The 20,044-nt window shown below is 70.5% G+C and carries 18 protein-coding genes; 14 read left to right on the forward strand and 4 right to left on the reverse strand.

Annotated elements, in window-relative coordinates:
• The first annotated feature begins 293 nt into the window (after positions 1-293).
• Complete coding sequence (locus tag QSK31_RS08430; RefSeq protein WP_285682537.1) at positions 294-1,952, forward strand: serine/threonine-protein kinase; 1,659 nt, start codon at positions 294-296, stop codon at positions 1,950-1,952.
• A gap of 1,828 nt (positions 1,953-3,780) precedes the next feature.
• Here QSK31_RS08430 and QSK31_RS08435 read toward each other — a convergent pair.
• Positions 3,781-4,896 (reverse strand): epoxide hydrolase family protein, encoded by a 1,116-nt coding sequence (locus QSK31_RS08435; RefSeq protein ID WP_285682538.1) that lies wholly within the window; start codon positions 4,894-4,896, stop codon positions 3,781-3,783.
• A gap of 110 nt (positions 4,897-5,006) precedes the next feature.
• Between QSK31_RS08435 and QSK31_RS08440 the strand changes: the two genes are divergently transcribed.
• Both QSK31_RS08440 and QSK31_RS08445 read left to right on the forward strand, forming a co-directional pair.
• A complete protein-coding gene (locus tag QSK31_RS08440; protein ID WP_285682541.1) occupies positions 5,007-5,630 on the forward strand; it encodes a TetR/AcrR family transcriptional regulator in 624 nt (207 codons plus the stop codon).
• Positions 5,631-5,721: 91 nt separating this feature from the next.
• Positions 5,722-6,021, forward strand: a complete 300-nt coding sequence (locus QSK31_RS08445) for a hypothetical protein (RefSeq protein ID WP_285682543.1) — start codon at positions 5,722-5,724, stop codon at positions 6,019-6,021.
• 8 nt (positions 6,022-6,029) lie between these two features.
• Here the strand turns inward: QSK31_RS08445 and QSK31_RS08450 are convergent, their stop codons facing one another.
• Positions 6,030-9,338, reverse strand: a complete 3,309-nt coding sequence (locus QSK31_RS08450) for a CHAT domain-containing protein (protein WP_285682544.1) — start codon at positions 9,336-9,338, stop codon at positions 6,030-6,032.
• Positions 9,339-9,355: 17 nt separating this feature from the next.
• On the opposite strand from QSK31_RS08450, the gene QSK31_RS08455 reads away from it, so the two are divergent.
• The 11 genes from QSK31_RS08455 to QSK31_RS08505 all read left to right on the forward strand — a co-directional run bounded on the left by QSK31_RS08455 (position 9,356) and on the right by QSK31_RS08505 (position 18,109).
• The gene (locus QSK31_RS08455) at positions 9,356-9,721 is read left to right on the forward strand and encodes a hypothetical protein (protein ID WP_285682545.1); all 366 of its coding nucleotides are present in this window, start codon (positions 9,356-9,358) and stop codon (positions 9,719-9,721) included.
• Positions 9,718-10,581, forward strand: coding sequence for a hypothetical protein (locus QSK31_RS08460; protein ID WP_285682547.1), 864 nt, complete (start codon positions 9,718-9,720; stop codon positions 10,579-10,581). Before QSK31_RS08455 ends, QSK31_RS08460 begins: the two co-directional genes overlap by 4 nt.
• Before the next feature lie 365 nt (positions 10,582-10,946).
• Positions 10,947-11,759, forward strand: a complete 813-nt coding sequence (locus QSK31_RS08465; RefSeq protein ID WP_285682549.1) for a SigB/SigF/SigG family RNA polymerase sigma factor — start codon at positions 10,947-10,949, stop codon at positions 11,757-11,759.
• A 55-nt stretch (positions 11,760-11,814) separates the two neighbouring features.
• The gene (locus QSK31_RS08470) at positions 11,815-13,062 is read left to right on the forward strand and encodes an FAD-dependent oxidoreductase (protein ID WP_285682551.1); all 1,248 of its coding nucleotides are present in this window, start codon (positions 11,815-11,817) and stop codon (positions 13,060-13,062) included.
• An 8-nt stretch (positions 13,063-13,070) separates the two neighbouring features.
• Positions 13,071-13,559 (forward strand): MarR family transcriptional regulator, encoded by a 489-nt coding sequence (locus tag QSK31_RS08475; protein ID WP_285682553.1) that lies wholly within the window; start codon positions 13,071-13,073, stop codon positions 13,557-13,559.
• A 256-nt stretch (positions 13,560-13,815) separates the two neighbouring features.
• Positions 13,816-14,235 carry a MarR family winged helix-turn-helix transcriptional regulator gene (locus QSK31_RS08480; RefSeq protein ID WP_285682555.1) on the forward strand — a complete coding sequence of 140 codons (420 nt, stop codon included), beginning with the start codon at positions 13,816-13,818 and terminating at the stop codon, positions 14,233-14,235.
• 523 nt (positions 14,236-14,758) lie between these two features.
• Positions 14,759-16,453 carry a DEAD/DEAH box helicase gene (locus QSK31_RS08485; protein WP_285682557.1) on the forward strand — a complete coding sequence of 565 codons (1,695 nt, stop codon included), beginning with the start codon at positions 14,759-14,761 and terminating at the stop codon, positions 16,451-16,453.
• Between the two features lie 55 nt (positions 16,454-16,508).
• On the forward strand, positions 16,509-17,216 hold the full coding sequence (locus QSK31_RS08490) for a hypothetical protein (protein ID WP_285682559.1): 708 nt from the start codon (positions 16,509-16,511) through the stop codon (positions 17,214-17,216).
• Complete coding sequence (locus tag QSK31_RS08495; protein WP_285682562.1) at positions 17,213-17,572, forward strand: transcriptional regulator; 360 nt, start codon at positions 17,213-17,215, stop codon at positions 17,570-17,572. The genes QSK31_RS08490 and QSK31_RS08495 overlap by 4 nt, the downstream gene beginning before the upstream one ends.
• Positions 17,569-17,796, forward strand: coding sequence for a hypothetical protein (locus QSK31_RS08500; RefSeq protein ID WP_285682564.1), 228 nt, complete (start codon positions 17,569-17,571; stop codon positions 17,794-17,796). Before QSK31_RS08495 ends, QSK31_RS08500 begins: the two co-directional genes overlap by 4 nt.
• A gap of 34 nt (positions 17,797-17,830) precedes the next feature.
• Positions 17,831-18,109, forward strand: a complete 279-nt coding sequence (locus QSK31_RS08505) for an SCO0607 family lipoprotein (protein WP_285682566.1) — start codon at positions 17,831-17,833, stop codon at positions 18,107-18,109.
• Here QSK31_RS08505 and QSK31_RS08510 read toward each other — a convergent pair whose 3' ends face one another.
• A complete protein-coding gene (locus tag QSK31_RS08510) occupies positions 18,110-18,742 on the reverse strand; it encodes a response regulator (RefSeq protein ID WP_285682568.1) in 633 nt (210 codons plus the stop codon).
• Positions 18,715-19,980 (reverse strand): sensor histidine kinase, encoded by a 1,266-nt coding sequence (locus QSK31_RS08515; RefSeq protein ID WP_285682569.1) that lies wholly within the window; start codon positions 19,978-19,980, stop codon positions 18,715-18,717. Before QSK31_RS08515 ends, QSK31_RS08510 begins: the two co-directional genes overlap by 28 nt.
• Between the last annotated feature and the right edge of the window lie 64 nt (positions 19,981-20,044).

Below are 20,044 nucleotides of genomic sequence, written 5' to 3' on the forward strand. Positions count from 1 at the left end.
CTGGCCGGAAGTCGTCGAGCTGATCGACAGCCTTCCGTCATCAAATTGTTACGAGTGGACGTTGGCCGCTTTTCTCATGTAGCTCACGTATTGATCAAGCCGCTTGAAGTGCGGTATCCCGCGAAGGCGGATTTAAACAGTCCGATACGGAAGATCCATCGACGAGCGCGTCGCCGAATTTGGGAACTATTGATCCCCAGCCTTCACTCGTCTTTTTGTCGACCGGGAAGCTGCCGATGTGTACGGTGCAAACCCATCATTCAGCTAACTCTCAGTGATAGGCGGCCGGGTACGTGACACTTAGCCCATTACGCCCTGGTGATCCACAACGACTCGGCGTTTACCGTTTGCTCGGGCGCCTCGGTGAAGGCGGCATGGGCACCGTCTATCTGGGTGAGAGGCCGACCGGCCATCGAGTTGCGGTCAAGGTCGTGAAGGCGGACCTCTCCTATGACACTGTATTCCGCGCCCGATTCCTCAGCGAGGTCAAACGAGCGCGCCAGGTTCCGCCATTCTGCACCGCCGAGCTGCTCGACGCCGACGTAGATCATGACACCCCGTACCTGGTCGTCGAATACGTCGAAGGTCCCAGCTTGGCCGACCTCGTCCGGACTAACGGACCGGTCGCCCGGGGCAACCTGCACAGCATCGCCCTCGGTGTGGCCACCGCACTCACCGCCATCCACGACGCCGGGGTCGTGCACCGCGACCTCAAGCCAGCCAACGTTCTGCTCGCACCAGGCGCACCTAAAGTCATCGACTTCGGCATCGCCACCGCGCTCGACACCACCAGCCAGCACACCGTTCCCGGCCAAGTCCTCGGCACCATCGCCTACATGGGACCCGAACGGCTCAACCCGGCAACCGCTGCCAACGCCAGGCCATCCGCAGACGTCTTCGCCTGGGGCGCCATCGTCACCTACGCGGGCACCGGACACACACCCTTCGCCCCAGAGGCACTGATCGCCACCGCCGCCGGTATCGCCCTGCCCCCGCCGGACCTCACCGGCCTGCCCGATCCGCTACGGGACCTCGTCACCCGAGCCCTGCACATCGACCCGGCACAACGGCCCAGCGCCCACGAACTCCTCGAGCTCCTGCTCACCACCGACACGGCCGCCCATGCACCGATACGTGCCGAACTGGCGCGACGCCCGGAGCTGCGCAAGGCTGCTTCCGCCGTCCGACACACCGTCGCCATTGACACAACCGAGCAGACCAGAGGACCCCGGATACACCACAGCCTTCGCACGCTCGTCAGTCACCGCGACCACCACGCCCGGCGGAGCCCGATGAGAACGATCGCAGTCGCGGCCGCCCTCGTCGTAGCCGCCGGACTGGCCGCCTACTCGGTGGCGCACACCATCGACGGCGGCGGCACCGGAAACACACCCGCGGCACCGGCCACGCCGGATGTCGCGGAGCGCAACCTGGACCCTGGCAAGGAACCCGCGAGCCGCGGCAGGCCACGCAACACCTGCATCCTCGACGGGCCACTGCAGGCCACCCTGCGGAACCCCAGAGCGTTCACCTGCCCGACCTCTGACACACCCGAGCAGCAATCCATCACTGCGCGGATCAGCCTGGGCACGCCCGAGGTCTGCGCAGCGATCTGGACCCACGCCGTCAACGGTCACGGCCATCGGATCACCGTCTGCCGCGAACACGTCAGCCTGGAGATCGAAAACGACGGGAACTCCCGGACCCTCGCCCACGCCGCCCTCGACGAAGCAGCCGAACCCGGTACCTGGCACAGGGTAGACATCCGCGCTGCCGACACCGGCGTCAACGTCGACCTCGACGGCGACCGTGTCGTCTCCCGCGCCTGGACCCTTCCGGCCCCTGCCTGCGGCACCGTCACCCTCGGCATCGTCAACCGTGCGCATACCGCCCGGCAGTCCGCTCAGGCCCGGGTCACCGTCGCCGACATAGCCGTGATCTCCGAACCTTGAACCGGCCTCCACCCAACGGTCGGCTTGGCACACTCCGTGCCGCCAATGGCCTGTACTGACGCTGTGCTGCCGCCCTCGGCGGGCGGCCGCCAGCGGCAGGCTGTCGGGGGTCAGCCGGCTCAGACCTCGGCCAGGCGGGCATGCTGCATCGCCGTGATGGCGGGATCGAGGCCAAGCTGCAGATGCCCGGAGTCCGACGCCGTACTGGGCGACCGTGGCACGCGGTGTCGCCGACGGCGGCCGGGCACACCGGAACCACTCTTATGTGCGATGCCCGCACGGAGGCAGTACCGGGCACGGGGCCTCACCCTAATTGCACCGATTCATGGAACTCGCCACTTATGACCGCAATATCGATGGTGGGCGGCTGGCAGCTGTCCGGCCGGCACAGGATCTACGGGCGTGCGACGTTCTTTCTGGTCGTCGGGCTTGACTTTCTGGTCGTCGGGCTTGACGCCGCGACACGGTCGCCAGCTTCCTTGCGGCGGTCGCCGCCATTCTCGGATTCGGTCTGACCGTCTACCAGCTTGCGGTCGGCGGCCGTTCCGGACCGCGCCGGTCGAGATCTCGAGCAAATACACCGTGCACGTGAGCCGCTCGGTGTTCGTGAGGATCGGCGACTGAAGGCCACCTTTGCAAGGTCGTCCGGCATCACGGAGGTGGGGATGTCCCACAGCGGCCGATGAACAAGGTGCTGCGGCAGATACCGGAGTGAAGATACTCTTTGTTGGTCAGCGAGTCGTGCAAGTTGCAATATCCATGTGCCGTTCTGCCTAATGGCGGCTTGACAGGTGGCATATTGCTATTGCGCCGATTGCATCTTCAAGTGACTCACTCATCTCGGAGGCTTACCAAACCTCGCCTTCATCCCGCACAATCCACTTACAACTGAAGGCGCAGGCTGGACTCGACAGATCATCGACAGCGAGCCCGCCGTTCGCACCGCATCGTCGAGAGAGGGCTCGAGATGAAGGGCGGATACGGCCAACCGACCTAAGGTTTACCCGGAACCTTCGACCAAACCTGCATCCGAGCCCGGCGCTAGCTCGCGCCTCGATGGATTACGTTAGATCCTTGACCGCGCTCAAGAGGGTGTCGCGGCTTATCACTACGATGCTTTCGTATGGCGCGACGCCAGCATCTGAGGGTAACTGGTCGCGTAGTTCGGACGTTCGCTCAGTCCCGATCACAGCAAAGTTGCCGTCAATGAGCTCAAAATGTCGGGGCATGTGCAATTCGTGGCGCTGCCGCGTTGTGATGGTGGGACACCAACCCGGCGAAGTATGCCAGAAGCCGGCAAAGCGCCGTCCGTCGGGGAGCTTAAGGACACGGGTGTAGTTTGTACCTCAACTAGGCCGCGCGCAGCAATTTCGGTGTACTCGCCCGGGTGAACCTCGCGTATTCGGCCAGCTGTCATGCATGCGGCAGTGCGAAGAGGTGAGTTGTGGTCAGCTGAGGACAGCCGTCAGCCGACCCCTGCCAGAGGCAGCGTACGCGCCCGGGTGGTCTTCCTGCCTGCGAGCCATCGTGTGAAGATCGGGGTTACAGCCGCTCGACCGACATTGACCAGTGCTGCTTCGACGCCGCTCATCGTGACCACCCCCACGCGGAATGTAGCGGTCCCTTCAGGGCCGTGGCGAGGGCTCTGTGGCTGGGCTGCCCGTTCCACTCTCACATTGAGCGGATCTTGAGCGCGGAGCAGACAGAACGTGCACAGCGGGACGCGGGCGTGTCCGCGTCAACGGTGTTCAACGGCTGTGTGCTGCTGCGAACGGCGCGGCGTCTGCGCAGGTCAATGGCAGAGTCGCAGGTCAGCGGTTCTTTTTCGTTAGATGTCGCGGAAGAAGCCGGTGACGTCGTCGGCGTAGAGGCCGGGCTGTTCCGCGGGCAGGAAGTTGCCGCCGGCCCGGAGCTCGGTCCAGTGGGTGACCGGGTTGGCTCGCTCGGCGAACCGCCGGACGGTGATGTCGGTGACGGCCAGCGCTACGCCGAGCGGGACCGTCGACTTCTCCTTCGGCGTCCAGGCGTCCGGGTCGTGGGCGGTCTCCCAGTAGAGGTTGGCCGATGAGCCGGCGGTGCCGGTGAACCAGTAGAGGCTCACGTTGGTGAGCAGCAGGTCCCGGTCGACGGCGTCCTCGGGGAGTTCGGCGGACGGGTCGGTCCACTCCTGGAACTTCTCGACGATCCAGGCGAGCTGCCCCGCGGGCGAGTCGTGCAGCCCGAACGCGAGGGTCTGCGGCCGGGTCGACTGGATGGCGTTGAAGCCCATCCTGTCGTCGCGGAACTCCTGGAGGCGGCGCAGCCGGTCCTGCTCGGCGTCGGTGAGGCCGTCGAAGTCGGCGGGGTCGCCGGTCGGGAAGGTGAGGTGGCCGTTGACGTGGATCCCGATCACCTTGCCGGGCGCCTGCCGGCCCATCTCGACGGCGATCGCGGCGCCGCCGCCGGTGCCCTGGACGCCGTAACGGTCGTAGCCGAGCCGCGCCATGATCTCGTTGAGGGCGGCCGCGCTCCTTGCGGTGGTCCAGCCCGCGGCCGTGAGCGGGCCGGAGAAGCCGACGCCGGGGTTGCTGACCAGCACCAGGTGGAAGTGCTCGCGCAGCTTCTCGACGACCGGGAGGTAGAGCGCGAACGAGCCGGGCCAGTCGTGGCTGATCAGCAGTGGCGTCGCGGCGGGGTCGGCCGAGCGGATGTGGGCGAAGTGCAGGGTCTGCCCGTCGACCTCGGTGAGGAACTGGGGCAGGCGGTTGAGGGCGGCCTCGGCGGCGCGCCAGTCGTACTCCTGGGCCCAGTAGGCGGCGAGGTCGCGCAGATAGCCGGCGGGGACGCCGCGGGTCCAGCCCTGGCCGGGGATCTCCGGGGTCCAGCGGGTGCGCGTCAGCCGGTCACGCAGGTCATCCAGGTCGGCCTGCGGGACGGCGATCCGGAAGGGGCGGATCTCGCTCATTGTCGTCTCCTCGTCGAGTTGGAACGGATTAGTTCGTTCCGTTCGAGACCAGCCTAGCAGCGTGAAACCCGGAGCGGAATACTTTGTTCCGTTCGGGTATCGTGGCCGGCATGCCCAGCCCGACATCCGGCCGCGCCCGGCAGGCGGTCCGCAACAACGAGGTGATCCTGGCCGCCGCGCGTGAGGTCTTCCTGGCGGACCACCGCGCACCGATCTCCGCGGTCGCCGACCGCGCCGGCGTCGGCATCAGTGCCCTCTACCGCCGGTACGCGAACAAGGAAGACCTGCTGCGCACCCTCTGCCACGACGGTCTGCGCACCTACATCGCCGAGGCCGAACGCGCCGCCCAGGACCCGGACGGGTGGACCGCCTTCGAGATGTTCCTGCGGGGTGTGGTGGACGCCGACGTCCACTCGCTCACCGTGCACCTGGCCGGCACGTTCACCCCGACCGACGAGATGAACACCGACGCGGTACGCGCGGGTGAGCTGGCGGACGCACTGTTCCGTCGGGCACACCCGGCCATGCGCGCCGACGCCACGAGCGGTGACGTCCCGATGCTGCTGGAGATGTGCGCGGCGATCCGGCTGCCCGATCCGGCGCGTACCGCGGAGTTGCGACGGCGATACCTGACGATCCTGCTCGACGGGCTGCGCGAGGGAAGCACGCCGACGACGGCGGCGCCGACGACGGCCGAGCTCAGCTGGCGCTGGCGGCAAACGCCGGCCGCCTGACCACACCCGGCCGCCAGCCCGCACCCGGCCGCCAGCCCGCACTCCGGGCCTGCGGACATGCGGCGGCCGGCGTTGCTGGATCATGTGCGTCATGGCTGCGCTGGTGGAGATTCACTTCCCGATGACCGCTGACGACGAGTGGATCGATGACGTCGGCGACTTCATGATCGATCTGGAGGAGGAGCTCGGCATCGAGGAGTACGACGACGGCGAGGAGTACGGCGACGCCTACATCTTCTTCATCGCGGGTGCGAGCGAGAGGACGCTGCTGGCGGCGGCGTCCAGGGTGGCGACCCGGGACGGTGTTCCCGCGGGCGCCTTCGCCATGGTGACCGACACCCAGGCTCCGCAGTTCGGCATGGGGCGGCGGGTGCAGCTTCCGGTGCGGTGACCCAGCCGTCAGCCGCCGGAGTGCACATGGGCGGCCCACAGCGACGGGCTGAGCCCCGCGCATCGCTCGCGCAGGCCGCGTACCGCGTGGTGCAGTGCCTCGTCGGCCGACGACGGGTCGGGCGCGGTGGTGCCGTCGTGGGTCAGCCGGGCGTAGAAGGCCTCCGTGATCTGCGCGGCGGCACCCTCCTCGACCGGCCACAGCGTGCCGATCACGTGCCGATAGCCTGCCAGCTGGAACGCGGTGGCGGCGTGGATCGCCTCGTCGTGAAGCAGGTCCGGCGCGCGGACGGTTTCGCAGGCGGACAGAAACGCCAGTGCCGCGCCGGGACGGTGCTCCTTCGCGACCCGGCCGACGGTCAATGCGCCGTCGTCGCCGTCCGCGAGGATCAGCCCGCTGCCGTCGGGGTCGGCGTGGTCGACCTGGTAGTGGCAGGCGAAGTGGACCAGGGAGTATTCGGGCAGCGCGGCGGCGACCCGGTGCACGTTGCCACCTTCGAGCAGCACGGACCCGGGTACGAGCCGCTGGACGGCATCCGCCTCGGTCCGCACCCGGTGGAGCGGAACGGCATCGCCTGGCGCTGCGACGACGAGCACCCGGTCCAGATGCGAGCTGTCCACAGGTACGGTCCGCGCGTGCCGCAACGCACGGATCGTCGGCGTGTACGCGGAGATCACCCGGTCGAGCACGGTGCGGTGGCCGCCGTCGGTGTGGTGTCCGGCGGCGTGCAGCGGCAGTGGTGTCGCCGCCCCGGCCGGGCACCACCAGACCCGCGGCCACCTGCCGGCGTCAGCCGGCCGCCCGGTGTGCCCCAGCGCGGTCAGCACCGGTTCCGTGATCCGGTCCCACAGCCAGCCCAGGACGGCGGCGATCGCCCGCTGACCTTCTCGGCGCTCGCCGAGCGTGTCCGCGCCGGTCCGGGCGACCGCGTCGGCGAGCGACCGGGCCTGCCGCTCGACCGCCTCCTCGTCGAGGCCGGGCAGTGGCAGGGAACGGATGCCGTCGGCCGTGCAGAGCAGCGCGTCGCCCCGGTAGCGGCTCACATTGACCAGGACGATCGAGCCGTCACCCGCTTCCCGGCACAGTTCGGCCTCGCCCGGTGGGTGCAGCAGGCCCTCCAGCCCGGGTCTGGACTGCGCGCGGTCGAGCAGCTCACCGAGTTCCGTCTCGGCCTGCCGCCGCTCCAGCTGCAGGTCCGCGTGCATCTGGGGGTAGGAGAAGCCGGCGGCACGGCCACCGGCAGACGGTCCCTGGTGCTCCTCGACGTACCGCCGATCGGCCTCGGCGAGGTCGCTGAGGTCGAACGCCAGGACCACGATGTCCTCGGGGTTGCCGTCGAGAAGCTCCACGACGTCGAGCAGCCGGGCGTACTCCGCGCCGAGGGTGGGGTCGGCTGCCGCGATCCGGGCTCCGAAACCGCGCCGGTCCATGGTTTCGCTGAGTAGCGTGCCGCGGGCACGTTCCAGGAGTTCGGCCGCCTGACCGGGCCGACCGGCGGCGATCGCTGCGGATGCCGCCTCGGAGGCGAGCCCGGCGGCCGCGGCCAGGCCGCGCTGCCGATCGCCGCGCCACATCACCATCGAGGACAGACCGGGCAGCATCGTGATCGCATTCGTCAGCGGGGCCAGCGCTCTCTCGGGCTCGCCGGCCAGCATGTGGGTCCAGGCGAGACCACGCGCGGCGGCGATCCGGGTAGCCGCCGGTAACCGCTCGTCGAGGAACGCGTGGATGAAGGGACCCAGCGCATCGTCCGGTGCGGTGGCGCCGTAGCGGTGCAGCTCCTGCAACGCCAGACCGAGCGCGAAGTGCGCGACACCGGACCTGGGGTCGCGTCTTACGGCCTGCTCCGCGATGTCGCGCGCCTCACGGAGCAGGTCGAGGCTGTCCTCAATGCCGGCCAGCTCGCGCAGCGCCGAGGACAGGTGGCCGAGCTGTTTCGCCGCGGTCGCCGGTGGCAGATTCAGCTGTGCTGATTCGCGGGTCAGCGCGATCGATCCCCGGAGGTCGTCCACCCGCCCGGTCCGCCGCCACCGCTCGTGCTGCCCGCCGGCGGCCAGGTGGAACGCGAGCCCACGGCGGCGGTCACCGGGATCCAGCGCGTTGAACGCCGCGGCTGCCGTGAGCATCGTGGCCGAGGCGTACGGTACGCCGCCGCCCTCGATCGCGGTCGCGTAGTAGGCGCGGGCCAGCTCGAACAGGAACGGGCCACGCAGCGGGTCGCCGTCCGGTGTCGCCGCGCAGGCGGACACCCCGGCCTTGGTCGCCTCGGCCAGGTTCGTGCTGTACGGCACCGCCTGGGCGTAGTCGACCAGGGCCGCACACAGAGTGCCCTGCACCACCGCGGACGTCCTGCCCGCAACCTGTTCCGCGGCGGCGGCCTCGCGGGCGACGTACACCGCGTTGCGGATCCAGCTCGGATGCCCGATCAGCCTGAACGCCTCCCGGAACCCCTCGACGCATTCCGTCGCGACCCGCATGTCCTGGTTCGCGTCGGCCTTCCAGGCGGTCAGCAGCAGCTCACTGGCCGCAGCCGCGGACGCGGCGTCGTCATGGTCGCGGGCCAGGTTGAAGATCGTCTGACCCGCGTGCCAGGTGAGGGTGCGCCTCAGGACCGGATCGCCGACCGGCACCGCAGCGAGCTGCCGGCCCAGCTCGGCGCACTCCGCCAGCGTGTCCGCGCCCGGATCGTGGGCCGGCCGGGCCGCCAGGCAGTCGATCAAGTTGCAGAGCCCGTACGCCAGGTCATCGTCGCCGAACGCGATGGCAAGCGCCTCGCGGCGGATCCGCTCGCCCTCGTCGAGCAGCGCGCGGTCCCGGATCCGGACGAAGCACTGGAGTACGAGCATCCCGAGGTGTCCCAGCGCCTCCGCGGTTCCCGGATGCATCCACGAGACGAACCGCACCGCGTGCCGGCAGCGATCCGCCACGGCGATCAGCTCGGCCGTGCTGACGTGGCCGGTATCCCCTACAAGCAGGCCACGCGCGTGGTCCAGCGCCTCCAGCTGCCCGCCGACGTTCGCGCGCTGCCACTCCTGGTAGGCGTTCCAGTACCGCGTCAGGCCCTCCCGGAACCAGTCCGGCGGCGACTGCCCGGGGTCCATGATCAAGGCGAACACGGTCGACAGATCGGCGTCCCCGGCCGGCGTCCCGGGCCGGGTGGTGAACCGGTGCCAGAACAGCAGCCCTGCCAGCTCCGCCTCGCCGGGGAAATCCCGGAGCAGCTCGGTGGCCTCGCGCAACGCGTCCAGACCGTTCACCACCGCCGGATCGCCGGTGCGGGCAAACCGGTCGACACGCTCCCGGACCGTCACCCTCATCAATCTATAGTGGACCGATGACGGACGTCACCGACCGGATCGCCCGGCTGTGCATCCTGCTCCAAGATCCCGGGGCCGGCGCGGACTTCGCCGCCGCGGGCGCGGACGGCGTCCGGCAACATCTGGTCACGGCGATGGAGACCGCGGCGGCGGACCCGGAACTGACCGCGGCGCTCGACGACCTGGACGAGCGGATGGCCGCCGCCGACTACGGGCACGTCACCCGGACGACCCGCGCGTTCCGGTCACTGCCCGGCAGCCGGGCTCAGCAGATCGACGTGCTGGTCTGCCCCGCCCCGCGCCCCTGCTCCCGGGTCGAACGGGATCCGGCCACCTGCGCCCTGCTCGGCGGGCCTCTGAGGCCACACCGGATGCGGTCGTGATCGGCCTGCTCACCGGAATCGGCGCCAAGCTCGCCGAACGCTGGGCGGCGACCGTCGTCCTCCCTGGGCTGCTCTACGTCGCCGTGCTGGCGGCCGCGGCAATCCTCGGGCACCGGGACGCACTCGACGCCGCCAGGCTCGTGGCCGAGGTGAACACCTTGGCCTCGGCCACGCTGGCCGTCGCGGCGATGGCCGCCGCGACCGGCGCGGGTCTCCTCGCGGGAGCGCTCGGCGCAGGCATCGAACGGTGCTGGCACCTGACCGCCTTATCGCCCGTCCCCGACCGGCTGACCCGGCGCCGTCAGGCGCGCTGGAAGCAGGCCGATGACCGGGCCGGCGAGAACATCGTCGTGGACGCGCGGACCCGGACCGGCGCGCTCTCTCCGGCCACCCTGGCCGCGCTGGCCCGCCGCGACAAGATCGCCCTCGAACCACCGACCGGCCCGTTCGGGATCGGCGATCGTCTCCGAGCCGCCGCGACCCGGCTGGATCGCGCCTACCGGGTGCCGCTGCGCACCATCTGGCCGGCGCTCTGGCTGACTCTGCCGGACGCGACGCGAGCCGAGATCGACGCGTCCCGCACCGCGCACGCCGCGGCGGCCCGGGCGGGCGGCTGGGCCATCCTCTACCTGCTGGCCGGCGTCCTGTGGTGGCCGGCCGCGATCGCCGCGCTCATCCTCGGCGTCATGTCGGTCATCCGTGGCCGGCTCACCGTGACCACGTTCGCCGAGCTCATCGAGGCGGCGGCCGACTGCCACCTGCGCGACCTGGCGACCCGGCTCGGCCTGTCCGGCTCCGGCCCGTTGACCCCTGCGGATGGGGAGGCGATGACCGCGTTGCTCGGCAAACAGACCCGATAGCGCCCGGCGTACCGCGAGGACCGCCGCGTCGTCGGTAAGCGGACGGGAGGAACTGTTCGGTGGTCAGCTCCGCGAGCGGGACCCGGTGCGGGCCGGACGATCGCCGACGGCCGCGAAGAACGCCGGGTTCGCCGTCTCCACCAGGTGCGCGGGCTGAGGCCACCGGTGCGGCGTAGGGCGTGATCACGTGGCCCGCGAATACCCACGACAACGAGGCGGAAACGGCTGGATCCCTTGGAGGACCCTCCTTCTTTCGGGCGGCCTCGTCGACCCGTTCGGGGGAGTTTGGGCGTTCTGCCTGCGCGGGCAATAAGGAGCCGTCCGGCCAGGCTGTCCCCCCGGCAGCCCGACGAAGGAGATCCTCGATGACGGTTGTCGCCCGCCCCGCCACCAGCCCCGATGTTGCTGTCGACGAAGCCGCGACGACCGGCCGTGCGAGCGAGCTCATCGCCGCTCTGGCGGCCCTGCCCGCCGGGCACCCCTCCCGGCCGGCCGTGCGGAACCGGGCGATCGAGGCGTGGATGCCGATGGCCCGGCACCTGGCCAACCGCTACACCGGCAGGGGAGAGCCGAACGACGACCTGTTCCAGGTCGCCGTCGTCGGCCTGATCAAGGCCGTGGACCGCTACGAGGCCGGCCGCGGGATCGAGTTCGCCGGGTTCGCCATCCCGACCATCGTCGGTGAGCTCAAGCGCCACTTCCGGGACCGCACCTGGTCGATCCGGGTGCCCCGCCGGTTGCAGGAACTGCGGCTGGCCATCACCGGCGCCAACAACAAGCTCACCAACACGCTGGGCCGGTCGCCGACCGTCGCGGACATCGCCGCCCACCTGGGCATCACCGAGGAAGAGGTCCTCGAAGGACTGGAAGGTGCTCGCGCGTACAACAGCACCAGCCTGTCGATGCCGGTCGGGCCGAGCGGCGACAGCGAGCTCGGCGAGACCCTCGGCGACGAGGACGGCGCCTACGAGATCGCCGAGAACCGCGTCGCTCTCGCCCCGGCGCTGGCAGCCCTCGACGACCGCGAACGGAAGATCGTCACCCTGAGGTTCTACGGCAACCTGACCCAGTCGCAGATCGCCGAGCAGGTCGGCATCTCCCAGATGCACGTTTCCCGGCTGCTCACCAGGGCTCTGGCGAAGATGCGCGGTCACCTCGACATCGGCCTGAACCACTGACCGACCGCCACGCCGGTGGCCTTGCCCCGGTTACCTTAATCACTAAGATAACCGGATGGCCGTATCGACAGACTTCTCGGTGGCGATCGCGGGCGCCGGCCTCTCCGGTCTCTGCCTCGCCCAGTACCTGATGCGTGCCGGCATCGACGTGCACGTCTACGAGCGGGATCCGGGCCCCTTCGTCCGGAAGCAGGGCTACCGGATCATTCTCGACCGGTACGGGCTGGAGGCGCTGCGCGAGAGCCTGCCCCGCCCGCTGTACCGCCTGGCGCTGGCCACCGGCGACGAGCCCGGCGGGCATCTGCGCTTCACCGACAGCCGGCTGCGGGACGCGTTCACCATCGCCTTCAAGGACGAGCCGCACGCCACCCGCCAGGTCGACCGGCTGACCCTGCGGTCGATCCTGATGTCCGGGCTGGACGGACGCATCCACTACCACAAGGCGGCCGTCGCGGTGGACGGCGGCGGCCCGGCCGGGCCGCGGCTGCGGTTCAACGACGGCGGGGCCGCCGCGGCGACCGTCGTCGTGGGCGCGGACGGCGTCGGATCGGCGCTGCGCGCGCAGCTCATGCCGGACACGGACCCGGCGAACACCCCGATGGCCGGCATCTACGGCCGGTCGCCCCTGCGGCGCAACGGCGAGAGCGTCATCCCGGACGCGCTGCGTACCAGTGGGGTCCTGGCCATCGCCGACCGGCCGGGCCTCGCCTTCTTCTTCACCTCCATGCGGTTCGGTGAGAGCCCGCGGGAGGCGTTCGCGCGCCTGGCCCCCGGCAGCTACGCGCCCACCGGCGACGACTACGTCATGTGGGGGCTGCTGCTCCGGCAGGAGGAGGTGCCCGACGGCGTCCGCGGGGACCTGCTGGCGCTGCGGGACCTGGCCACCCGGATGAGCACGGACTTCCACCCGCTCATCCGGCGGCTGGTCGCCACGGCCGAACTGGACGCCACGGTCCTCAACCTCTTCGCCGCCGGGCGGCGCCCGCAACGATGGGCGGTGCCCCGGGCGACGATGATGGGCGACGCCGTGCACGTCATGCCGCCGTTCGGCGCTCACGGAGGCAACACCGCGCTCCGCGACGCCGCCCTGCTCGGCAACAAGCTCGTCGAGGCCCGGGCGAGCGGCATGCCGGTGGAGGAGGCGATCGCCGGCTACCAGGACGAGATGGTGCCCTACGCCTTCCACGCCGTGGACAGCGCCGCCGAGCTGATGCGCCGCCTCACCGGGGGCGCGGCCGTACCGCACTGGGTGCTGACCCGCGTGCTGCCTCGGCTGCACCGGGTCACCGTGCCGGAGGCATGATTGCGGGCATGTCCCACGAGCCGGCCCGGGCGTCCGCGATCGCCGACCTCATGCGCGCCGGGCGGGAGACCTCACGGCTGTCCACGGTGTTCCGGTACGCCGTCGCGGACGGGCTGGGCCTCACCGTGAGCGACCTGGAGTGCCTGGACTTCCTGGCGGACGCCGGATCCGCCACCGCGGGGCAGGTCGCCGAGCGGACCAACCTCACCACCGGGGCCGTGACCAGCATGCTCCGCCGGCTCCAGCAGGCCGGCTACGTCACGGCCGAACGCGATCCGGCGGACCGGCGGCGGGTGATCGTCACCTTGCGGCCGGAGCGGATCGCCGAGTTGGAGCGACCGTACGAGCGGTTCGCCGAGCGGGCGGAGCGGCTCATCGAGGGTTACCGCGTCGAGGAGGTCATGCTGCTGGTCCGGCACTATGAGCGCATGCAGGCGATGTACCTCGCCGAGCTGGACCGCCTCCGCGGCGAGGACACCGCGCAGCGGTCCGCCTGAGCGGTCGGCCACGGCCCGGCGCTCTCGCCCGGCCGGGAGAGATTCAGCGGTCAAAAGATCCTTTGCCCGACCCGGTCCGCCCGACCGGGTCCGCCCGACCGGGGTCGCGCCCAGCAGACGGCCGTCCCGGTCGAGGACTCGCAGTTCGTCGGTCGCGACACCGAGCGTGAGCCGCTCTCCTTCTGGCGGAACGGCGTCGAACGCGGCCTGACAATGGATGAGCATCTCCTGGAGAACGTCAAGTTAGGGTGGTCCGGTGTCGGAGGAACTGGCAGCGTCGTTGCTCAATCAGACCATGTCGCTGGCCGGCCAGATCTCGGGCCGCATGCAGGAGGGGCTGGACCGGCTCGATCTGACCGCCCCGCTCGCCAACGTTCTCTGGCTCCTACGACCGGACGCCGATCCGCTCTCGCTCCGCAAGATCGCCGGCCTGCTGCACTGCGACCCGTCGAACGTCACGCTGCTGAGCGCCAAGCTCGAGCAACGGGGCCTGGCCGAGCGGCGCCCGCACCCTCGCGATGGACGCGTTCGCACGCTGGTCCTGACCGAGGCCGGTGAAAACGTCCGCGAACGGCTGCTCGGCACGGTGGTGAGGCAGTCGCCCCTCGCCGGCCTGACGCTCGAGGAGCAGCAACAGCTTCATGCGCTGCTCACCAAGGCGATCGACAGCGCGTAGCACCAACCGTCCAGTCGGCTCGATCGCGGCGGCGGGAACTGACGGTTCGAGGCGGAAATCATCCGCGACAGCAGGTGATCTCGTCCTTGAACTAAATCAAGCGGCACGTCGATCGGGTGTCGCGGAGTGTGTGCGCCGGCAAGCTCAGCGTCGCTGCTGGTGGGCGATCGGGTAGCCGCCGACATATGCGCCGGTGTGTAACTGATAGCGTATTGTGCGGCGCCGGGTAGGGCGCCTTGGGTGACCCCACAGCGCCGGGTCGACGGGCGTGGGTGGGGGAGCAGATGGGGAGCAGCGGGTTGCTTCCCACCGTGTTCAACGGCTTTGTTGCAAGAGCCCGTTGGCACCGGAGAGGTCACTGGTTCGATCCCAGTCCGCCCACGAGACACCGGACGCCCTCTGCCCGCACGAAGCGCGGGCCGCGGGCGTCTCGTCATTCCTGCTCCGGGGCCGAGCTCCCGGACACCCCACGGTGTTGCGGTAGCGCGCGGGGTAGTTCGCAATTGAAGGGCCGAAATTCTTGATGGGCGATGTTGTGATCGACGATGCTGCGGGCTTTGCCGGGCTGGGGTTGCGGGAGGAGCTGCTCAAGGCGCTCACCAGCCTCGGGTACGAGGAGCCGAGCCCGATTCAGCGGGAGGCGATCCCTCCCCTGCTGGAAGGGCACGACCTCGTGGGGCAGGCGGCCACGGGCACCGGGAAGACGGCCGCGTTCGCGCTGCCGGTGCTGCAGAAGATGGTGCGCGGTGCGGCCGGCGACGGGCCGGGGACGCTGGTGCTGGTGCCGACCCGGGAGCTGGCCGAGCAGGTCTCCCAGGCGGTCCACCGGTACGGCCGGGACCTGGGCGTCCGCGTCCTGCCGGTGTACGGCGGGCAGCCGATAGGGCGTCAACTGCAGGCGTTGCAGCGGGGCGTGGACGTCGTCGTCGGGACGCCGGGGCGGGTGCTGGACCACATCAACCGGTCGACGCTCAAGCTCGGCACGGTGCGCAGCGTCGTGCTCGACGAGGCCGACGAGATGCTCGACATGGGCTTCGCCGAGGACATCGAGGCGATCCTCGCCGAGACGCCGGTCGAACGGCAGACCGTGTTGTTCTCCGCGACGATGCCGCCTCGAATCGACGCCATCGCCCGCCGCCACCTGCGCGACCCCGTCCGGATCCAGATGGGCCGGCAGACCACCACCCCCGGCGAGATGCCGCTGATCCGGCAGAGCTCGTACGTCGTCGCCCGGGCGCACAAGCCCGCGGCCCTCGCCCGGGTGCTGGACGTGGAGGCGCCGTCCGCGGCGATCGTCTTCTGCCGTACCCGGCAGGAGGTCGACGAGGTGACCGAGATGCTGAACGGGCGCGGCTTCAGCGCCGAGGCCCTGCACGGCGGCATGAGCCAGGACCAGCGCGACCGGGTGATGTCGCGGCTGCGCGGCGGCAGCACCGAGTTGCTGGTGGCGACCGACGTGGCCGCCCGCGGCCTGGACGTCGAGCAGCTCACCCACGTCATCAACTACAACGTGCCGACGGCGCCCGAGTCGTACGTGCACCGCATCGGCCGGGTCGGCCGGGCGGGCCGCGAGGGTGCGGCCATCACCCTGGTCGAGCCTCGCGAGGGCCGGATGCTCAAGGCCATCGAGCGGCTCACCGGGCAGCGCATCGCGGTGGAGAAGGTCCCGACGGTGACCGACCTGCGGGCCCGGCGGATGGAACTCACCCGTTCGGCGCTGCAGGCCAGCCTGGAGAGCGACGACCTGGAGCGCTTCCGGGTGGTGCTCGACTCGCTCAGCGACGAGTTCGACTCCGAGACCGTGGCGCTGGCGGCGGTGAAGCTGGCACACGAGGCGGCCGGTGGTGACGTCGACGACGAGGAGGAGATCCCCTCGGTGGCGCGGGAGTCCCGGGCGGGCGGCCGGGATCGCGAGCCGGGGCGGGCCGACGGTGGCCGGCGTGACCGGCCCGGGGGCGGGCAGCGGTCCGATCCGGGGGCGACCCGGTTGTTCGTCGGCGTCGGCCGCCGGGCCGGCGTGCGCCCGCAGGACCTGGTCGGCGCGATCGCCGGCGAGGCGGGCATCAACTCGCGGGACATCGGGGCGATCCAGATCACCGACCGTTTCTCGCTGGTCGAGGTTCCCGAGGAGACCGCCGACCGGGTCATCGAGGCCTTGCAGCGCAGCACCATCCGGGGCCGCAAGCCCACCGTCAGGCGGGAGCGGTTCAGCCGCTGAGGTTTCAATAACTGAATCACTTGCGCCAATCGGTTTGTAATGGAAACCTATTGGCATGACTTCCGATGCCGTCTCGGCCGGCGGCGACCCCCGCCGGCTCCTCGCTGACACGCGCACCTTCGCGCGCCGGGTCCGCGTCGCCCAACGGGTGACGTGGCTGCCCCTGCTGGTGCTGGGGGTGGTGACGTTCGGCGCGATCCTGGTGCAGGCCGTCAGCCGTCCCGTCACCACCGGCTGCCGGACCACCGACGCCGGTGAGATCTGCAAGGTCTGGAATCCGGTCCTGGAGTCCTACTGGCTGGTGGCGATGGTCGCGGCCTACGTGGTGATCGCCGGTGGTTACCTGCGGGTCGCCCGGGCCCGGGGGCTCGGTTCCCGGGTCCGGCCGTACGTGATCGCCGGCGTCGCGGCCGCGGTCCTGATGTTCACCCTGATCGCCGCCGGCGCCGGTCGCTGGATCGTTCCCGACCCGCACGACCTGCTCAACCCGTCCACCTCCATCCTGGTCCTGTTCCGGCTGCTCACCGCGTCCGGCGGGATCGGCCTGGCCCTGCTGGTGCTGGCCTGGCTGGAGCGGAACGTCGCGCTGCTGCTCTTCGCCCTCGGATACCTGGCCGTGGTGCTGGTGCCGATCAACTTCGGGTGGGGCAGCCACTGGAGCGGGAAATCCGAGGGGGCGGCACAGCTGATCGTCAACGGTCTCGTGCTGCTGCTCGCCGGCGCCGGCTTCGCGCTGGCGCAACGGCTCCGGGCCTCCCGGTGACCGGGCCCGTCGACACGCCGGCCCCGGAGTCGCATCCGGTCACCGGGCTCGACGACGTGGTGCACCAGCGGGTCCGGCTCGGCATCCTGACCATCGCGCACGAGGCGCGGCGGGTCGAGTTCGGCTTCCTGCGTACCGAGCTGGGCCTGACCGGCGGCAACCTCTCCCAGCACCTGGCCGTGCTGGAGACGGCCGGCCTGGTCGGAATCGAGAAGGGCTACGAGGGCAAGCGCGGGCGCACCTGGATCAGCCTCACCACGGCCGGCGACGCCGCGCTCGCCGCGGAGATCGCACGGCTCAAGCAGCTCATCGCCCGCGTCGAGACGACCGTGCCGAGGCAAGGAGAAGCGTCATGACTCTGTCCCGCCGTGCTCCGGTGCGCCGGACGGGCGGCCGGCTGCCGGTCGTCGTGTACTCGCAGGGCGCGCACGACCATCGCTCCGACGCCACGATCGCGGTGCAGGAACCGGCCGGTCACGGCTACCTCGTGGTCACGGTGGACCACGCGTACGACTCGTTCATGGAGTTCCTCCTCGACGGGCCGAGCCGGGCCTTCCCCGAGGTGCGTTACTTGCCGTAGGAAAAGGGCGGCGGGAACGAGGAAGGGACAGATCATGGGCGGGCGTACGGCGGCGGGGCCGGTTGTCGCGGGACTGGCGAGTGTCTTCCTGGTCAGCGGGTGCGGGCCGGAGGCGATCTGCTCGTCGGGGGAGTACCCGGTGGCGGCGGTGCGCAGCTCGGCCGGGCGGGCGTGTGTCGCGGACGGACAGGAACCGCCGGCCGGGTTCGTGCGGTTCCCGGAGGGCAAGGTGCCGCAGCACGTCGACGACGAGTGGGACCGGTACTGGAGCGGGCACATGCTCGACGAGACCGGCCGCGAGGTGACCTCCTGATCAGCCGTCCAGATACTTGAGGACGGCCAGGACGCGGCGGTTGTCGTCCTCGGACTGCGGCATGTCGAGCTTGGTGAAGATGCTGTTGATGTACTTGCTGACGACCTTCTCGGTGATGTAGAGGCGGGCGGCGATGGCCGCGTTCGACCGGCCCTCGGCGATGTGACGCAGGACGTCGTGCTCGCGCGGGGTGAGGGCGGCCAGCGGGCGGCGGGCGAGCAGCTGGCTGACGACCTCGGGGTCGAACGCGGTGCCGCCCGCCGCCACCTGCTGGACCGCCTGGACGAACTGCTCGACGTCCGAGACGCGTTCCTTGAGCAGGTAGCCGACGCCGCCGCGGGTGTCGGTGAGCAGTTCGTGGGCGTACAGCGGCTCGACGTGCTGGGAGAGGATCAGCACCGGGAGGCCGGGGATCTCCTCGCGGGCCGCGATGGCCGCCTTCAGGCCCTCGTCGCTCTGGGTGGGCGGCAGCCGGACGTCGATGATCGCCACGTCGGGCCGGTGCCCGATCAGGGCGGGCAGCAGATCGGGGCCGTTGTCGACCGCCTCGACCACCTTGAAGTCGAACGCCTCGAGGAGCCGGGTGAGGCCGTCCCGCAGCAGGGTCAGGTCCTCGGCGATGACAACACGCACGGCAGCTCCATGGTCATGACGGTCGGACCGCCGGACGGGGACGAGATGATCATGGTGCCGTCGAAGGCGTTCAACCGGCGTTCGATGCCGACCAGGCCGGTGCCGCGGGAGGCGTCCGCGCCGCCGTTGCCGTCGTCGCCGACCTCGACGGTGAGCAGGTCGCCGGTGTGCCGGATCGACACCCAGGCGGACTTGGCCCGGCTGTGCCGGACCACGTTGGCCAGCGCCTCGGCGACGGCGAAGTAGACCGCCGACTCGACCGGGGTGTCGAGCCGGCCGGGCAGGTCCGAGGTGACGCCGGTGCGTACCGGCAGGCAGATCGCCAGCGCCCGGACGGCGCCCTCCAGGCCGCGCTCGGCGAGCACCGGTGGGTGTATGCCGCGGACCAGATGACGGAGTTCGACCAGGGCGTCGGTGCTGGAGGCGCGGGCCTCGGCGAGCAGTTTGATCGCGGCGTCGGGGTCACGCCTGATCAGGCGCTCGGCCAGGCCGATCGTCATGCCCACCGAGACCATCCGCGCCTGCGCCCCGTCGTGCAGGTCGCGTTCTATCCGCCGGAGCTCGGCCGCCTGCGCGTCGATGGTGTCGGCCCGGGTGGTGGTCAGGTGCGCGACCCGGAGCCGTAGCTCGGCGGACGAGGTGGGCGCGAGGAAGAGCCGGGCGAACCGGAAACTGGTCTCGCGCAGCAGCGGCGCCAGGATCAGCCCGGCGGCGAGGATCGCCAGGCCCTGCGGGAGGGCCAGCCACGCCTCGCGGTGGTCGGAGGTCGGCCAGAACAGGGCGTACCCGAACCAGACGTCGCCGAGGTACAGCCACAGGGGGAGCAGGCCGACGCCGGCCAGGCCGTACGCCACCACGGCCACGGTGATCAGCCCGAGCACCGACGCGACCAGGGCGCCGGGCAGGAGCCAGGCCATGTCGCGCCAGGTCGCCGGGTCGCTGATGATCCACCGCAGCCAGCGGCGGGTGCCCATCTCGGAGCGGGCCGGCGGGGGGTGGTACGGCCGGCGGATCGGGATGCCGGCCCGGGTGCCCAGCCGGCGTTCCAGGTCGGCACGCCAGCGGACCACGGTCGTGCTCACCTGGAGGACGTCGGTGCCGAGCACCGGAAGGGGACTGAGCACCAGGCCCGTCAGCCACAGCCCGAGCACCGGCACGTTGAGCGTGGCGAGGCCGACGGCGTAAACACCGTCAGCTGTCGCGCTCAACCCGGTCAGTAACCGGCGCAAGGGGGTCATGCGTCCATCATCCCGCACAAGGGGTGCTGGCACCCCATCGACGTAGGGGGCCAATACTCCTGAT

The organism is Actinoplanes sp. NBRC 103695 (assembly GCF_030269485.1).
Classification (GTDB): domain Bacteria; phylum Actinomycetota; class Actinomycetes; order Mycobacteriales; family Micromonosporaceae; genus Actinoplanes.

Excerpts from the sequence above, each read along its gene's own strand:
- QSK31_RS08435 (WP_285682538.1), bottom strand. The coding sequence starts at position 4,896 with ATGAGCGAGATCCGCCCCTTCCGGATCGCCGTCCCGCAGGCCGACCTG.
- QSK31_RS08440 (WP_285682541.1), top strand. The coding sequence starts at position 5,007 with ATGCCCAGCCCGACATCCGGCCGCGCCCGGCAGGCGGTCCGCAACAAC.
- QSK31_RS08445 (WP_285682543.1), top strand. The coding sequence starts at position 5,722 with ATGGCTGCGCTGGTGGAGATTCACTTCCCGATGACCGCTGACGACGAG.
- QSK31_RS08450 (WP_285682544.1), bottom strand. The coding sequence starts at position 9,338 with ATGAGGGTGACGGTCCGGGAGCGTGTCGACCGGTTTGCCCGCACCGGC.
- QSK31_RS08455 (WP_285682545.1), top strand. The coding sequence starts at position 9,356 with ATGACGGACGTCACCGACCGGATCGCCCGGCTGTGCATCCTGCTCCAA.
- QSK31_RS08465 (WP_285682549.1), top strand. The coding sequence starts at position 10,947 with ATGACGGTTGTCGCCCGCCCCGCCACCAGCCCCGATGTTGCTGTCGAC.
- QSK31_RS08470 (WP_285682551.1), top strand. The coding sequence starts at position 11,815 with ATGGCCGTATCGACAGACTTCTCGGTGGCGATCGCGGGCGCCGGCCTC.
- QSK31_RS08475 (WP_285682553.1), top strand. The coding sequence starts at position 13,071 with ATGTCCCACGAGCCGGCCCGGGCGTCCGCGATCGCCGACCTCATGCGC.
- QSK31_RS08485 (WP_285682557.1), top strand. The coding sequence starts at position 14,759 with ATGGGCGATGTTGTGATCGACGATGCTGCGGGCTTTGCCGGGCTGGGG.
- QSK31_RS08490 (WP_285682559.1), top strand. The coding sequence starts at position 16,509 with ATGACTTCCGATGCCGTCTCGGCCGGCGGCGACCCCCGCCGGCTCCTC.
- QSK31_RS08500 (WP_285682564.1), top strand. The coding sequence starts at position 17,569 with ATGACTCTGTCCCGCCGTGCTCCGGTGCGCCGGACGGGCGGCCGGCTG.
- QSK31_RS08505 (WP_285682566.1), top strand. The coding sequence starts at position 17,831 with ATGGGCGGGCGTACGGCGGCGGGGCCGGTTGTCGCGGGACTGGCGAGT.
- QSK31_RS08515 (WP_285682569.1), bottom strand. The coding sequence starts at position 19,980 with ATGACCCCCTTGCGCCGGTTACTGACCGGGTTGAGCGCGACAGCTGAC.